The following is a 14,733-nucleotide window of genomic DNA, read 5'->3' as shown; positions in this document are numbered from 1 at the left end:
TTAAAAGTCAAAAAACCGTTTCAGAAATTAGTGCGAAAAAAGTTAATAAATTCAGGAATTAACGAAAACAAAATTTCAGACTAAGTGACAAGACCCTCTACAGGCCTAGTCATTCGGGCCTCCGATTTCACGGCTTAATGAAATTGAGCGGCTAACATCAGAGTATGTTCACCCAACACCTGCCATGGATGTTGGGGATGAAGCTAAAAAAGCCCCGCCTAGTGCGGGGCTTTTTTCTAGATTTCAAGGGCCTCATTATGGAAGATATAAAGTCTGGCTTTTTTGCTTATGCAGCATCGCCTAAAGAAGTAGGGGACACTATTGAAGAAGCGATATCCATAGCAAATAACAAAGACCAAAGCATTAAAATAAAATCCTGGACATCGCTGGACATAATAGGTCACTTCATCGCACAACAGGTAATAGCTGGTATAGAAGCCGCAGATTTTTTGCTTGCAGACATTACCGTCCTAAACTTCAACGTAACTTACGAAATCGGATATGCGATCGGAAGAGGAAAGCGAATTCTACTGACAAGAAATTCGAGCTTTCGAGAGAAACCTCCAACGATAAACGAGGTCGGCATATTCGACACACTAGGATATAAAAACTATCAAAACTCAAAAGAGCTAGGAGCATACATCAATGAAGCACAAACCAAAGATCCTTTAGAGCTTCCAACAAAGAAAAATGCAAGTGCCCCTGTGTATCTACTCGAAGGTAGATATAAAACTGACTGGGCATCTAGAATAGTTTCTAGAATTAAGAAAGCGAAGTATATTTTTAGATCATTCGACCCCAACGAACAACCTAGGCTTTCCGCGAACGACGCCATCAAACAAATCTCAGAATCATACGGCGTTGTTGTGCCTTTAATCGCGTCCTCAGCAGAGGGGTCTGAAGTTCACAATATGCGCGGTGCATTCTTGGCTGGACTGGCCGATGGAATGAATATTGCCCTTTGCATATTGCAGAACGGAGAAGAGCCCGTACCTCTGGATTATAGAGACTTTGTTCACTCTACGAGACACCCCAATGAAGTGAACGAACATATCGCAGACTTTGCCGGGCAAGTAGCCGAAGCATTCCAACAAAGTTCGGACTTGAAAATAATATCACCTCAAAGCTATCTACAAAAACTTGATCTTGGTGCAACTTCCGCGGAAAACGAAATGCGGACTCTTCAGAAATATTATCTTACCACCGACCAATTTCTCAAATCGCTTAGAGGAGAGGCCAACATAGTCGTTGGTCGAAAAGGCTCCGGTAAATCTGCCATATTTTTGCAAATAAGAGACCGAGAAAGAAACAAAAGTAACAACATTGTGCTGGACCTCAAGCCGGACGGTTATAAGCTCATAAAATTCAAGGAACTAATACTCGATTTCCTAGAGGAAGGCACATTCCAGCACACCATAATGGCGTTTTGGGAATACATCCTACTACTTGAAATTTGCTATAAAATTCTAGAGAAAGACCGTGAAAGACATATTCACGACCACAGTATCTACGATAGCTATCGAAAGTTAAATGATCTATACCATGCGGACGAATACGTAACCGAAGGTGACTTCTCTGAACGAATGAGCATTCTGATGGAGAAAATCACCACCGAATACTCTTCCAAGTATGGACAAGAAACCAAAGTTCGGCTTTCCGTCCCACAGCTCACCCAAATGCTGTACAGCCATAACGTGAGAGAACTTTCCGAACATGTTATTGAATACATGAAAAACAAAGGAACTCTCTGGCTTTTATTTGACAACATTGACAAAGGCTGGCCTACCTCGGGATTAACACATGAGGACATGCTAATCGTAAGAGCTTTAATCGATGCAACTCGAAAAATCGAGCGACAATTTGACAGAGCAAAAATAAACGTAAATAGCATCGTATTTTTGCGGAATGATGTTTACGAACTTTTAGTTAAAGAAACTTCAGACAGAGGGAAAGAAGCAAAAGTTCTTCTTGACTGGACAGATCCCGACCTATTAAGAGAATTGGTGAGGCTACGGATAGTCGCAAACAACGGAAACACAGATGAACACTTTAACGTGATCTGGCCTAGAATTTGCGCGAGCCATTACAACGGAGAGGAAAGCTCACAATATCTAATAGATCGAAGCCTAATGCGGCCTAGATTCCTCCTCAACCTACTAAACCAATGCAAAAGCTTTGCAATAAACTTAAACCACGAAAAAATCCTTATTGAAGACATTGAAAAAGGTCTAACAGCTTATTCAACTGACCTGCTTGCAGACATCGGCTATGAAATAAATGATATCGCGAATAATGGAAATGACATTTTGTATGCGTTCATTAGCTGCAAGAGCAAACTGACCAAAGGCGAAATAATCGCCACCCTACTGGATTTCGGACTTGAAGCAGAATCCATTGAAAACATAATCGAGTTACTACTCTGGTACGGTTTTATCGGCATAGAAATAGGTAACGATCCAAAATACATATACGACTTCAACTACAGCATGCAGTTGCTAAGCGGCATAATAAAGAAAACAAAAGAGCCTTTCTACATCATAAACCCAGCATTTTGGCCATCATTAATGATTGAACAGTAAGTTATAAACGCAAATACTAACCTAATGAAAGCAAAAAAAATCTTCTGACAGGACTTCCACACTAATCACAAGGATATTGCGATGAGAAACCCGTTAAAAGAGATTACCAACCTACGCACTTATATCGCATCTACAGTAATTTTTCTCTTGGGCGTTACATTTTTAATTGCAAGCGAGCAGCTTGAATTTGGCGACGGATATTTTTGGGCAAAATCCACAATGTCAAATTTCGGAGCATTGTTAATAGCTTCCGTCTCGATTGCAATGTTGTGGGAGCTATTTTCAAAACGGTCGTTTCTTGACGAGCTCTTGGCAAAAACTGGATTAGCCGAGGATATCCGTACAGTTGGTATAACGGGAGTTTCCTTAAACCCCGTAAGAGGCCCTGACTTTTCAAAAATCATCAGATCATCTGAACGGCTTGACATTTTTGTCTGCTACGCAAACACATGGAGAGCAATGTACGAAGAGGATTTAAAGTTTTTAGCTTCAAAGAAAAACTGCCGAATCAGACTAATCGTGCCGGATCCGGACAATAAAGAAATAATGAAGGATCTAGCCAAACGCTTTAATGCAAATGAAGCTATGGAAGGAAGAATTAGACAAGCCATCGTCGAATACAAAGCTTTATTTACATCCATCACAAACCAAAGCCTTGATTTCAGCGTATGGATACATGATGAAACACCGGTTTCAAGCTTCTATCGTTTTGATCGATGCGCAGTAATTACTCTGTATAAGCACGCTAAGGGCAGAGGAAATGCCCCGACAATTGTTGCAGAACGAGGAGGCTCTCTTTACACCTACATAGAGAATGAAATCGACTCAATGGTGAAGGGAATTGAACCTTATAAACAATTAGCTCGCAAAATATTTCCAGAGCAAATAGCTTAACTTGGATCAGGAAGGGGCGGACAAAAAGATCGGCTCACCCGCGACCACTCTAACACTTAAAAATAATCAACTTAACGCCTTAAAAGAATCGCGGCCACATCATGAAACTACAGCCAATGTAGTCCATAAATATTAACGAAAATTAAGTATTAAAATGGAAGAAAAAATAGCTCCAGAAAAACCAAAAAACGACGATGGTGTTCTTATGCCTGAATCAAAATTATTCGCCAGGATAGATAACCCGTATGCGGTTCAAGACTATCTCCCAAGGAGGCAATGCATACGATTTGTTGGAATAAGAACAGAGGACTTCAGCAGTATCGCTTACAACGCCGACACCAGCATCCAGACATTTATAATAGACATAAGCCTTGATGATGCTTTCGCAACCAAAGGTTATTTACACAACGAAAATTCAGACCACATCTACCCCGGTGAAAAATTTGAAAATCTACCTAACGAATATTGGTTTGAAATTCAATATGTAAAATCTTCAATATCAACCAGAAGCTATGGTTATGCGGCCTTTACTGGAAGTGAACCTGAATACCTAAAAATCTTATCTATTTGTCTAGACTTCAATCCAGGTTTAATTGGTCACAACGCCTCGCATTTTATACCGAAATATGATCTTGAATCCATATCGACACAGAATGTTTTCTCTTTAATTTCATTTCACGTAGGCCAAGGGATGTGTTCACTTTTCACCAATGGGGTCATTGGGTATTTACTTGATGCCGGCGCTGGAGTACCGGTCTCCCGAGACGCATATCGCAGAAAAATTGCAGGGTGTTCAAACTTCATCAACGATCTAAAATTTTTTACTGACGATCTTATAGAGCTTTCAGCAATCATCTCTCACCCTGATTCTGATCACTGGCGCCTACTTGAGTGGGACATAGCGCTCCTATCGAAGATTGACAACATATATCTTCCTACCGGAAAACCAGCCTTAGCATTTAAGGCCCCTAACATATACAAAAAAGTAAAGGAACTTTCCGACCAAAATATACAACTAGCTTACAATTCATCTTTGTCGGTTTTCCGCTCCAAACCTTACAAAAGCGATAGCAATGGAGAGTGCTTAGTTGTAGAGGTAAAGCGCGGAAAAGAAAATGCCCTTTTATCTGGAGACTATATTTATAAAAGGATGCAGCGTGACAGAAATCAAGAAATCCAACGCCTTACTAAGAAATCCTACGATGCGGTTGTGGTACCTCATCATGGTGACCATGCAAGCTCAAATTTCATTCCCGCAGCTAAGCGTCCAGGTAGCTCCGTAGCATTTTTTTCAGCTGGTACACATATGTATTATCGACATCCCCGCCCATCATCGTTAAAAGCCCACCAACAGCGCGGATACAGTTTGGTCAACAAGAATACCGAAGACCAAATCCGGGCATTTTATCTAATTGAATGATGGAATAGATTTTAAACAAAAGCAGCCGGAATCGGGACAGCTTTATCTTTTGTGATCTAACGAAAAAGGGGACAGATTTATTAAGTGGCTCTAAATCCGAGCGACCCAACAAATCCGCCCCCTTTCCTTTAGATAACGAGTGTCCCGCCCCACCCGAACCCCTACGGACAATCCACCCCTCTTCGAGACTGATGTTTAGTCCACAACCCCCGACCATTAATCCGCCCCTCAGACCAAGACTCCGTTAACCGAGCGAACAGCCGTCACCCGCCCAGCACCTTCGAGTTCATCTCCACCAACCCACTCAACCCATCCGCCAACTCCCCCACCGTGGCCAAGAGCTTCCCAATATCCTGCTCGGGATCCACATAGAAGTAGTCGATAACAAACCGAAGCGTTGTCCCAAACTGGTCGCCAATCGGCGGAAGCGCGAGTGCGCGGATCTGTATCGGATTACCGCCGCGTGCACTGTCGTGCACCCACCAGGCGATAAATTCGAGGGCGTCGAGGCCCTTGGCGTCGCGGGAAATGCCGAAGTTCACGGCGATCAACACTTCGTCCGGCGTGCCGCCTTGGGTGCGGCGTAGCGCGCCCAATGGCAGGTCGCCGTAGGGAGGCAGGCTGAAGAGGCTTTCGGGAATATCGGAAAGGTCGACCTTTTCCACCACGGCATCGGTGACGCCTGGAATGGATTCGATGGCGTCTTGCAGCTTTTGCACTTCGGGGGGCATATCAGCTCCGACGGGTGGGTGAGAGATAGAACTGCGCTGTCGCGCTACAAAAAAACAAACAGAACGCGCCGCCCCGGCCAGAGAGGCGTAGGCGGCCGCCTTGAGTTGGCGCTTGCAGAGGGTAACTGATCCCATACCGACAACTCCCGTGCGCGTCCTAGCAACCCCTGCATTTCGCAGCACGATTCCCGCGTTCATGTAGCTAATTGCATCCCAGCATTCGGCCATTGAGCAGCTCGTTTCCAAGAAGCATCTGATTCGTCCAACGCAGCGTTTAACGCAAGGTGGTGGTCCGTTCTGCACCGCCCAATTTCGACGAAATACGCGCTACGCGTGTTCCGGGGCTGAGCAGCAACCCAGTAACGCCAAACCAAGGATCAGGACGCTTACATGCACGCCTACTCGCCTTTGCTTTTCACCAACACCGTTTCCTCCGATTACCTGCGTAGGTTGGGCGAGGCGGTACACGCCGACGATCAATCTGCAGGCCGCCATCCAAAACCCGCCCTCGCTATTTACCGGATCGCCGTCGAAGGCAGCAAAACGCGGCAAGGCGGCGTTGTTATGCGCGGTTCATCAGTGCTGAGATTCGATCTCGGCGACGGCCACAAAGTAGGCGCCGCGTGTAAAGGGGATTTCGTGGAATACGCCGATGGCAGCACGGCCACGATCATCACCACTGCGGGGAAAACCAACAGTTTTATCGCTGTCGTGGGAAGTCGGCTAAGCAATGGTGACGAAATCGTCGCCACGCCCCTGGAGGGAGCTTTGTACGTAGCGCGCGAAGACAAACCACTGCCCGAAGACTTCCTTACCGACGTGGAGGCGTAATCCAATGAGCGAGGGTTTCTTCATAGGCCGCGGCGATAAAACCAGCTGTGGCGGGCAAGTGCTCGACGGCGATGCGCGTATCAACCTTTTCGGGCTGCTACATGCACGCGAAGGCGACCGGGTTACCTGTGGAAAGGATGGAAAAATCTACCGAATCGTCGGCGGTATTTCCCACATGGAAAGCCACGGCAAGCTCATGGCGGGTACGCTTGATAGCCGGAGCAGTTGCCCGTGTAACGCCACGCTGATCCCCTCAATCCATACCGCTCGCTATCACAACGAAGCCCCGGCACCGCGGGCGGCAGGCGCTTTCGCCGAATCGCCGGCCTCGGTTCCAAACAGCGGCTACACAGCGCCGCGCCAGTCTGCGTTTGCCTCTCCAGTGCCGCCGGCCTCCCCCATCGTCACCGACGACGAACCTCAGGAACCGGGTTTCTATGTGGTGACCAAAAGTACGAGCCGCCAAGCGCTGGAAGCCACGCTGTTCCCCCAACCGGATCCGGCGGTGATGCGCAAGTTCAGAGCCCTGAACCCTGGAGTGGGTGACTTTAAGGCGGGCTCGATGATCGTATTGAGCGATCCGAGAAACTATCTGTGCATGCGTGAAGAAGCGCTTCTGATGGAGGCAGCGCAGCAAATCAGCAACGATCTGGAACCGCTGACACCGGACGAAGCTGACTTCATGCAACGACACGGCGCCGAGATCGCCGGTTTTACTGGCGAAACCTCGACATGGCTCGGCGTTAGTGCCGCGGTTATGGAAAGACACATCGCAGGCATGCGCGACACTCTCCTTGCCATTGAGCGGTTGCACCATGACACCTATCGACAGCACGGACATTTGAAAACGCCTGAATTCCACGCCGAACGGAAACGCCTTCTCGCTCAACTGGACGCACGCCTGCTGAACTCGACGCAACTTCGGGGTTTCACAAGCTTGGGCGACCACCCCAAGTTAAAAACATCGCTTGGCCTATCGACCAAGAGCCTCGTGCACCGCTGGGACAAAGCAGGAGCACCCAGCCAGATTCCGGGTTACGCAACGCACGTAAGCGCTGCAAGCCGAGCTGCCAAATACATGTCCGCCGGTGGCTATATCGCTATCGGACTCGGTGGGGTTTCGTCTTTGCTGGCCATACAGGAAGTCTGCAGCGAGGAGCCAGGGGCCGCGTGCGAGAAAGTGAAGTTTGTAGAAGGAGGAAAGTTTTCTGGTGCAACTGCTGGGGGCATGCTCGGCGGCTGGGCAGGCGGAGCTGCGGCTGGCTCGATTTGTCTGGCTATTGGGGCGTCAACCGCCGGTATCGGGGGAGTTGTGTGTGTCGGAGTTCTTATAGGAACAGGGGCATGGGTCGGTACTACCATTGGCGGCAAAACGGGAGAGAAAATTGGTGAACGGTTATATCAGAATACACAGCCGTGATTAATGATGGGTATTTCTGGGCATCGCTTGCCTACAATATCGCACCATTCGCACTTGCTTTCGCGGGGATTCTTTACAACTTGTATTTAATATATTTCGACCTAGATAAAATATTAGCGGCGTTGAGCAACAGTCGCTACAGCTATACGTGGGCGCCTGCACTCCGCCGACAGGGTTGGCTGGGATCCATGCTTTTAACAGCCCACCTATCGGGGATGATACTTATACCCGGCCCAGCTTTAAGGCGCGGAGAGCTAAGTGCTGTGGATTTAAAGGCCTTCCCGCCCCGTCTTAAAACCAAAATTAAAGTTGTAGCGTCGTTGATGATCGGGGGCTTTATCTGGCTCATCAGCACGTCGATATTTCCCATGTGAGCAAATTAAATGCAACGTACTTGTAATCGCCCCCAATTTAGTAACTAGCCTTGCGGGCGTCGCAGCTCCATCGTAGCGTGCCAGAAATTTAATAAATACAAACAAGCAGTTCGTCGAAGGGCCTGCAATGGCGGAGCGGAGCAAAAATATATGAGGCAACCAAATTTGACCGTCATAGAGAAAGTCTTCCTCACTGCAGCAATGTTCGACTTAGCAGGACTAGTAATTTGGATCGGCGTTTGCCTGCATTTGGCATATACAAAGATGGAGCTGATACTCGACTGCCTACGAAACTGTGCTGCAATAAAAGTGAGAGCGCCTCTTAGACACGCCGGCCCCTGGGGAAAGTTAATACTAATCGGCGGCATATCTGGGATTGTTACATTCCCTGACTCGCACTTGAAACGCGGGCAACTGAGCAGGGCGGATTTGGAAAACCTGCCCCTACCCATCAAACATAAGCTAGTTATAATTCAATGGACCGTGATCTGGTTATTACTACTGATGGCCTTGATAGGAGTGCCGATTCAGTTCGGTCTATTATGAGGTCGCCCTCACCGAAAGACACAATATCCCACTGGCAGTTGAGCAATTCGGCCATCACGCAAAATATACGCGAAACGAAATGAGTACATCTGATTACATCATCGGCTATTCACTCGGGGTGGTGATTTTATCCCTTATTATTTGGAATGGTATAGCCCTGCGAATCGGCTATACGCAAATGGATTTAATGCTCAGTCATTTAAAGAAAAGCTCTGCGGTTACGGCTCTGGCGTCGCTACGGCACGGGGGCCCATGGGGTGTATTGCTACTGGTAGGGGGCATTGCAGGATTCGTAGCATTCCCGAACTTCTATATCAAACGCGAAACAATCGATGCTGACGACATCAACAACTTTCCAGCCAAGCTAAAAATAAAATTAACGAGACTGTATCGGACCGTAATCCTGTTACTAAGCTGTATGGCCATTTTATTGATTATAAAGTACGCCATTAACCTTGATCTTTAAGGCAACCACGCATCGGGTGGTAGTTAACTGCCGAGCAAAAATCCTAGGAATGCTTTGCGTTCATGCGAAACCCATAGAACAAAAAAACAGATCAAGCTTTTCACCCCTTTTTTTTGCAGAAGGTAAATCGTTAATGAATACCGCCGAGCAAATTCTCGGTACTCTCTGCGGATTAGTACTCCTGGCACAAGCCATCTGGTTAGGTATCGCATTGCATATAGGCTATACAAAAATGGACTTGATGCTTGCCCACCTTAAAAATAGCCCGATAATTGTAGCTCTCGCTCCGATACGGTTTGGAGGCGTCTGGGGAACGCTAATCGTCGTCGGAGGAATATCGAGCGTGGTTACCTTTCCTAACTTCTACCTCAAACGCCGCCATGTTGACGAAGAGGACATTAGGCTCTTCCCCATTTCCCTCAAGAGAAAACTAGCTTTTTTCCAGTGGAACATACTATGTCTACTCGGCGCGATGACGGTGTTCACTATCATAATCAAATCGGAAGTTCTTAAGTAGTGAGCACTTCAACTTCAGATCGCGAACTGCATAAAAATGATCAATGATGTTTTTTGGCGATTTATATTCGGCATTGCCTTCCTCTTAGGCCCGTTTGTAATGATGACCATAGGCCTTACTTACAATTTTTAACTAATCGTCACCCTACCCGAAAGCACCCCGCCTTCCAGCATCTTTGCCAGCCCGTCTAGCCCTCTATCGCAACATCCTCCCCTTCCCACTTAACCGCCAAGCCCCTCAGCGCCTTAATCACTACCTGCATTTCTTCCAACCGCTGCGCTGGCGAGTACGTCACTTCTGACGGCACCTGGTCCGTGGCGTGGCGGTTAATAAAGCCGCGCGCTTCAAGCATTCGCAGGCGCACGGTGAGCAGCCGGGCGGAGATGCCGTCGATGTGCCGTTTGAGTTCGCCAAAGCGCATCGGCCCGTTGATGGCCAATGAGCAGAGGATATGCAGGGTCCAGGGCCCGGAGAGCAGTTCGAGCAGGCCGTGCATTTGGCAGGCTTCGCCGGGTTGCTCGAAATGCGGAGCTGGGGTTACAGGTGGCATGGCGGCCTCGTGGCGGGGTTACTTCAAAGTGCCTACTTACGTCCTTGGGCGGCGCGCGCTTAGCATGCTCGCTCACCCGGAAAAGGAGGTTTATTCAATGCATTTATCCATCGGCAGTCAACGCGATAGCACCGGGCTTAATTGGCGCAGAACGGGGTTGTCGGGCGCCGGCACGGTGTTGTTGATTCACCCGGTGGGTTACGACTTAGCGTGGTGGGATGAGCAGGTTCAGGCGCTGGCGCCGCATTTTCAGGTGGTGGCGTTCGACCTCCCCGGCCATGGCGGTTCGGTTGCGCGGGCGGATGGGTTTAGCTTTGCGGCTATCAGTGCCCAGGTGGCGCAGCTGATCGAGCACCTGGGCAACGGTGCCGTGCATGTGGTGGGGATTTCGGTGGGCGGTATGGTGGCGCAAACGTTGGCGTTGGCTTATCCCGCGCGGGTGCGCTCGTTGTGCCTGATCGCTACGGCTGCCAGCTTTGCCGATGCGGCGCGCGAGGGCATGCGCGCCCGGGCGCTGGCGGTGGAACACGACGGAATGGCGGCCGTGGTGCAGTCCAGCCTGGAGCGGTGGTTTAGCGCGCAAACCCGGCGCGAACGCACCGAGCTGATGGCCCGCGTGACGGCCATGTTGCTGGCGGACGACCCAACCGTGCACGCGGCCATGTGGCGGATGATTGCGACCTTTGATGTCGAGAAGCGGCTCGGGGAAATCGCCTGCCCTACCCTCGTTGTGGTGGGCGACCTGGACCCCAGCACACCGCCCGCCGCGGCGGCGGTAATCGCGCAAAACATTGCGGGGGCGCAGATGGTGGTGCTGGCCGATACGTCGCATATCGCCATGGTGGAGTCACCGGGCGCGGTGAATGCAGCGCTGCTCCAATTTTTGCGGGCGATTGAGTAGCTATCTTTTGACCCGCGCTTTGGTAACGCTCTTCTTCAAGCCTTCACACATACAAACAACGCATTCCCCACCACGCCATCCCACTCCACCAACTTCTGATAATCGTGCGCCATCACCCGCACCTCGAAGTACCGCTCCAACAACCCGCGCAGCTCAGCAAAGCTCACCGCCACCATCGCGTGCTCGTCGTGCCACACCTGCGTCGCGCCCTTGCCCACGGTCCGTTCAATGCGCAGTTTCAGCGATTGCCGCTCCCCTTCTCCGGGGTAGCTCCACGACGAGCTGAAGCTGAACAGGCTGTCGTCGTGCTGGGCGGTGTGGGAGACGAAGGAGGCGTTGTCGATGTGGTTTTTGTCCACGGCGTTGAAGCAGAACACGCCGCCTGCGGCCAGGGCGTTGTGGGCGGCGGCGATGCAGGCGGTGAGGCGCTCGAGGGTGGCGCTGTAGTGGATGGAGTACAGAAAGCAGGTGATGAGGTCGACCGGTTCGGCCACGGTGAAAGCGCACATATCTTGGGCGCTGAAGTGCGCTTCGGGGCAGCGCAGTCGGGCTTTGTCGAGCATGGGTGGGTTGATGTCGAGGCCGGCGCTTTGGTAGCCGGCGTCGAGGAAGTGGCGCACATGGGGGCCGGTGCCGCAGGCGAGGTCGAGGTGGCGCTTGCCGGCGTTGCCGAAAAGTTGGTGCAGACGATGGGCGCTGTGGCTTTGGGCGCGGTAGTCGATGTCGGCGCACATCAGGTCGTAGTAGCCGGACAGGTCGGTATAAAGGGCGTTGCCGGGCATGATGACCTGCGCGTGCGGTGGGCATTAAGGGGCGCGGATGATAGCCGAAGCGTCCCGCTCGCCGGGAAAAATAGGCGCCAGGCCACAGTTTGATGACATGGCTGCGCAGGGCTGACGGTTGTCTGTTCCAATCGCCGTTCGCTTGTTTTTTCGCTGTGCTCGCCTCAGGAAGCCGCCCCATGGATCTGCGCTTACTTACCCTTTCCGAGTTTCATAAGGTGTATTTCTATCGCCTGATTACCCTGTTGCTGCTGGTAATGATGAGCGGCATGACGGTGATGGCGCTGCTCAAAACGCCCAACGGCGAAGCCAAGGTGTTCGCGCTGTTTATGCTGCTGATAACGGGGCGTTTCGCGGTTGAGTGGTTTTGGGTGAAACGCAGCCTGCCCGTGTTAGTACATGGCGACGAGCTGATGGTGACCGGCCTGGAACACCGCCGCATCCCGCTCACGCAGGTGCGCTCGGTAACTTCGCGACACGCGATTTTTATGACGCGGCGTTATCGCTCTTGGTCCGAGCATCTGGCGTTTATCGAGTTCACCTTGAGCAATGGCGAACGGGTGACGACGCTCTCGGAAAGCGGCGTGTTTGATTTTCCGGCGGGCAAGGAAACGTTGGCGACGTTGCGGGCGATGGTATTGGACGCTAAGACCAAGAGCCTTTCTGCCTCGGCTCGTTGATGTTGTGCTGGTGGACGTGGCTGAAGTTTCTGTAGGCCGCGCGACAGAGCGTTTCCATGCTTCTACAGCAACCGCACGGGCCCCGTTGCTTAGGGCCTGATCGCGGGTGGATATGAGCAAATTAGCTGGCGCAATGCCTGCGTTGCCTCTCGATTAACACCTCTTTATTTTCCCGCCCGGTGCTTAAGAACACGATCCACGCAGCGGACCTTCCGTGCATCAACAAATTGCCCGGTGCACCCCGCGCCTTAAATATCCAGGACGACTAATGGAAAACATTTATCAGCCCCCGGCCGCTTCCTTGTTGGAGAAGAAAGAGCAAGAGACGTTCTTTGTCACCTCGATTGCCAAGATGATAATTATGTTTATCGGGACCCTCGGAGCGTATCAAGTCTATTGGGGTTACAAACAGTGGAGCACTCAGCGCGGCAGCATGCCGAAAAGAATCTGGCCATTTTTCCGAGGCCTGTTTTCGGTATTTTTCGTGCATGCGTTGTCTCGACGAATGAACCATCTGCTCGATGCTCGGAAAATAGTTACCCGGCGCTATAACGATGCGCCGTTCTGGTTCGTAATTATCGCCGTGATGGGCACGCTGCTTGGTCGAAGTACGATTCCGTGGGAAATACCGAAAGCGATGGCCATTGGGTTGGATCTTTTCGGCTTGCTCTGCTTGATCCCCTTAATCGGCTTACAACGCAAAGCTAACCAGGCGAGCGGCGATTCGACAGGTGCCCGCAATTCTCGACTGTCGTTCTCTAACTACCTATGCCTGGCGTTCGGTTTGATGTTCTGGGTCGTTCTGGTTTGGGGGTACGCGTCATTTCTGTAGAGCAGGTTGACGACGGCGCTTGGTCGGAGGACTGAGTTCGCGCCCTGTTGGGCTTCGCTGCGCTCAACCGCAACCTACGAGTGTGTTCGTCGCTGTGGCTCAGTCATAAAAAGCCCCGCTTCCGCGGGGCTTTTTGCTTCCATCAATTCCCGCGATACGTCGAAAACCCATACGGGCTCAACAACAACGGAATGTGGTAATGCGCCACCGCACCGTCGACGGCGAAGATCACTGGCACTTCGGGGAAGAAGGTGGCGGCGTTGTGGCTGCGGAACCAGTCGCCGGTTTTGAAGGTGACGCGGTAGGTGCCCTTTTCCAGTTTTTTGCCTTCGGGGTACAGGGCGGGAATGCGGCCTTGTTCGTTGGTGGTGCCGCTGTTGAGCAGCGTCCAGGTGGCGCCGGTTTGTTGTTCCAGGGTGACGCGCACGTCGGAGGATGGCAGGCCGTCTTGCAGGTTGAGTACGTGCACGCTCAAAGGGTTGTCGGCGGCGTTGGCAAGGCTGGCGACGGCGCTGAGGGCCAGGCTGGCGAGCAAGGTGGTGAGGCGTTTCATGGGTGAGCTCCTGGGTTATGGCTGGGTAGGTAGGTGTTGGCTGATGGCTTTCTGGGCGCAGCCTTCGTCGTTGGCGCTGCCGCCCGCGCCGGCGACGCCGATGGCGCCGATCACTTGGTCGCCGACGCGCAAGGGCAGTCCGCCGCCGAGTAACAGCAGCTCGCCAACGGTGGTGAGGTTGGCGGCATCGGGGTTGCTGCGGGCGCGTTCGGCGAGGGTGCTGGTGGCGGTTTTGGTCGACAGTGCGGTGAAGGCTTTGCGTTGCGCGGCCAGGGTGTTGTGCGGGCCGACGTTGTCGTCACGTTGCACCGCCACCAGGTTGCCGCCGCGATCCACTACGGCCGCCACGGCGGTTTGGCCGAGGGCGTGACAGGTGGCGAGCGTGGTGTCGAGCAGTTGGTTGGCCAGGGCCAGGGTGACGTCGGCGCGTTGGGCAACCGGCGCGGCAGACGGGGCGGCCATGACGGTGGCGCTAAAGGCGAGGGTGAGCAGTGTGAGTGAGGCGATTCGGCTAAGCATGGCGTTTTCCGGTCGGTGACAAGTGACCGCCATGGTGTGCCGCCCTGCCCCACGGGCCGATTACGCCTGCATTACGAATTTGTAATGGGACAACGGCGCGCAAACGCCTAGCCTTATGCGCCTGTGGTGGAGGAACCC

General features: G+C 51.5%; 15 protein-coding genes. 10 read left to right on the top strand and 5 right to left on the bottom strand.

Annotation, left to right across the window (positions count from 1 at the left end; translation table 11 throughout):
- The first annotated feature begins 197 nt into the window (after positions 1–197).
- The 3 genes from ACZZZU_RS23950 (at position 198) to ACZZZU_RS23940 (ending at position 4,893) form a co-directional block, all read left to right on the top strand.
- Entirely contained in the window at positions 198–2,579 is a 2,382-nt protein-coding gene (locus tag ACZZZU_RS23950; RefSeq protein WP_463552054.1) for a P-loop ATPase, Sll1717 family, read from the top strand.
- Positions 2,580–2,660: 81 nt separating this feature from the next.
- Positions 2,661–3,473, top strand: a complete 813-nt coding sequence (locus tag ACZZZU_RS23945) for a hypothetical protein (RefSeq protein ID WP_463552053.1) — start codon at positions 2,661–2,663, stop codon at positions 3,471–3,473.
- Between the two features lie 154 nt (positions 3,474–3,627).
- Entirely contained in the window at positions 3,628–4,893 is a 1,266-nt protein-coding gene (locus ACZZZU_RS23940; protein WP_463552052.1) for a ComEC/Rec2 family competence protein, read from the top strand.
- Positions 4,894–5,156: 263 nt separating this feature from the next.
- On the opposite strand, the gene ACZZZU_RS23935 is transcribed toward ACZZZU_RS23940, so the two are convergent.
- Positions 5,157–5,624 carry a hypothetical protein gene (locus tag ACZZZU_RS23935; RefSeq protein ID WP_463552051.1) on the bottom strand — a complete coding sequence of 156 codons (468 nt, stop codon included), beginning with the start codon at positions 5,622–5,624 and terminating at the stop codon, positions 5,157–5,159.
- Between the two features lie 390 nt (positions 5,625–6,014).
- On the opposite strand from ACZZZU_RS23935, the gene ACZZZU_RS23930 reads away from it, so the two are divergent.
- The 4 genes from ACZZZU_RS23930 (at position 6,015) to ACZZZU_RS23915 (ending at position 9,778) form a co-directional block, all read left to right on the top strand.
- Complete coding sequence (locus ACZZZU_RS23930) at positions 6,015–6,455, top strand: PAAR domain-containing protein (RefSeq protein WP_463552050.1); 441 nt, start codon at positions 6,015–6,017, stop codon at positions 6,453–6,455.
- A gap of 4 nt (positions 6,456–6,459) precedes the next feature.
- The gene (locus ACZZZU_RS23925) at positions 6,460–7,875 is read left to right on the top strand and encodes a PAAR domain-containing protein (protein ID WP_463552049.1); all 1,416 of its coding nucleotides are present in this window, start codon (positions 6,460–6,462) and stop codon (positions 7,873–7,875) included.
- 999 nt (positions 7,876–8,874) lie between these two features.
- On the top strand, positions 8,875–9,261 hold the full coding sequence (locus ACZZZU_RS23920) for a hypothetical protein (protein ID WP_463552048.1): 387 nt from the start codon (positions 8,875–8,877) through the stop codon (positions 9,259–9,261).
- A gap of 133 nt (positions 9,262–9,394) precedes the next feature.
- Positions 9,395–9,778, top strand: coding sequence for a hypothetical protein (locus tag ACZZZU_RS23915; RefSeq protein WP_463552047.1), 384 nt, complete (start codon positions 9,395–9,397; stop codon positions 9,776–9,778).
- A 187-nt stretch (positions 9,779–9,965) separates the two neighbouring features.
- On the opposite strand, the gene ACZZZU_RS23910 is transcribed toward ACZZZU_RS23915, so the two are convergent.
- A complete protein-coding gene (locus tag ACZZZU_RS23910) occupies positions 9,966–10,328 on the bottom strand; it encodes a winged helix-turn-helix transcriptional regulator (RefSeq protein ID WP_463552046.1) in 363 nt (120 codons plus the stop codon).
- A gap of 97 nt (positions 10,329–10,425) precedes the next feature.
- Here ACZZZU_RS23910 and ACZZZU_RS23905 point away from each other — a divergent pair, with 97 nt between their 5' ends.
- Positions 10,426–11,229 (top strand): alpha/beta fold hydrolase, encoded by an 804-nt coding sequence (locus tag ACZZZU_RS23905; protein WP_463552045.1) that lies wholly within the window; start codon positions 10,426–10,428, stop codon positions 11,227–11,229.
- A 35-nt stretch (positions 11,230–11,264) separates the two neighbouring features.
- On the opposite strand, the gene ACZZZU_RS23900 is transcribed toward ACZZZU_RS23905, so the two are convergent.
- The gene (locus tag ACZZZU_RS23900; protein ID WP_463552044.1) at positions 11,265–12,011 is read right to left on the bottom strand and encodes a class I SAM-dependent DNA methyltransferase; all 747 of its coding nucleotides are present in this window, start codon (positions 12,009–12,011) and stop codon (positions 11,265–11,267) included.
- A gap of 92 nt (positions 12,012–12,103) precedes the next feature.
- On the opposite strand from ACZZZU_RS23900, the gene ACZZZU_RS23895 reads away from it, so the two are divergent.
- Both ACZZZU_RS23895 and ACZZZU_RS23890 read left to right on the top strand, forming a co-directional pair.
- Entirely contained in the window at positions 12,104–12,691 is a 588-nt protein-coding gene (locus ACZZZU_RS23895) for a hypothetical protein (RefSeq protein ID WP_463552043.1), read from the top strand.
- Positions 12,692–12,959: 268 nt separating this feature from the next.
- Entirely contained in the window at positions 12,960–13,523 is a 564-nt protein-coding gene (locus tag ACZZZU_RS23890) for a hypothetical protein (RefSeq protein WP_463383102.1), read from the top strand.
- A gap of 142 nt (positions 13,524–13,665) precedes the next feature.
- Here ACZZZU_RS23890 and uraH read toward each other — a convergent pair whose 3' ends face one another.
- Positions 13,666–14,076, bottom strand: coding sequence for a hydroxyisourate hydrolase (uraH, locus tag ACZZZU_RS23885; RefSeq protein WP_463552042.1), 411 nt, complete (start codon positions 14,074–14,076; stop codon positions 13,666–13,668).
- 15 nt (positions 14,077–14,091) lie between these two features.
- On the bottom strand, positions 14,092–14,595 hold the full coding sequence (locus tag ACZZZU_RS23880; protein WP_463552041.1) for a GlcG/HbpS family heme-binding protein: 504 nt from the start codon (positions 14,593–14,595) through the stop codon (positions 14,092–14,094).
- Between the last annotated feature and the right edge of the window lie 138 nt (positions 14,596–14,733).

Source organism: Pseudomonas sp. AC136, from assembly GCF_979258585.1.
This window is presented reverse-complemented; position numbering and strand designations above follow the sequence as displayed.

Coding starts and splice junctions, on each gene's coding strand:
- ACZZZU_RS23915 (WP_463552047.1), top strand. CDS start 9,395: ATGAATACCGCCGAGCAAATTCTCGGTACTCTCTGCGGATTAGTACTC.
- ACZZZU_RS23910 (WP_463552046.1), bottom strand. CDS start 10,328: ATGCCACCTGTAACCCCAGCTCCGCATTTCGAGCAACCCGGCGAAGCC.
- ACZZZU_RS23900 (WP_463552044.1), bottom strand. CDS start 12,011: ATGCCCGGCAACGCCCTTTATACCGACCTGTCCGGCTACTACGACCTG.
- ACZZZU_RS23905 (WP_463552045.1), top strand. CDS start 10,426: ATGCATTTATCCATCGGCAGTCAACGCGATAGCACCGGGCTTAATTGG.
- ACZZZU_RS23890 (WP_463383102.1), top strand. CDS start 12,960: ATGGAAAACATTTATCAGCCCCCGGCCGCTTCCTTGTTGGAGAAGAAA.
- uraH (WP_463552042.1), bottom strand. CDS start 14,076: ATGAAACGCCTCACCACCTTGCTCGCCAGCCTGGCCCTCAGCGCCGTC.
- ACZZZU_RS23895 (WP_463552043.1), top strand. CDS start 12,104: ATGACATGGCTGCGCAGGGCTGACGGTTGTCTGTTCCAATCGCCGTTC.
- ACZZZU_RS23925 (WP_463552049.1), top strand. CDS start 6,460: ATGAGCGAGGGTTTCTTCATAGGCCGCGGCGATAAAACCAGCTGTGGC.
- ACZZZU_RS23920 (WP_463552048.1), top strand. CDS start 8,875: ATGAGTACATCTGATTACATCATCGGCTATTCACTCGGGGTGGTGATT.
- ACZZZU_RS23880 (WP_463552041.1), bottom strand. CDS start 14,595: ATGCTTAGCCGAATCGCCTCACTCACACTGCTCACCCTCGCCTTTAGC.
- ACZZZU_RS23945 (WP_463552053.1), top strand. CDS start 2,661: ATGAGAAACCCGTTAAAAGAGATTACCAACCTACGCACTTATATCGCA.
- ACZZZU_RS23935 (WP_463552051.1), bottom strand. CDS start 5,624: ATGCCCCCCGAAGTGCAAAAGCTGCAAGACGCCATCGAATCCATTCCA.
- ACZZZU_RS23930 (WP_463552050.1), top strand. CDS start 6,015: ATGCACGCCTACTCGCCTTTGCTTTTCACCAACACCGTTTCCTCCGAT.
- ACZZZU_RS23940 (WP_463552052.1), top strand. CDS start 3,628: ATGGAAGAAAAAATAGCTCCAGAAAAACCAAAAAACGACGATGGTGTT.
- ACZZZU_RS23950 (WP_463552054.1), top strand. CDS start 198: ATGAAGCTAAAAAAGCCCCGCCTAGTGCGGGGCTTTTTTCTAGATTTC.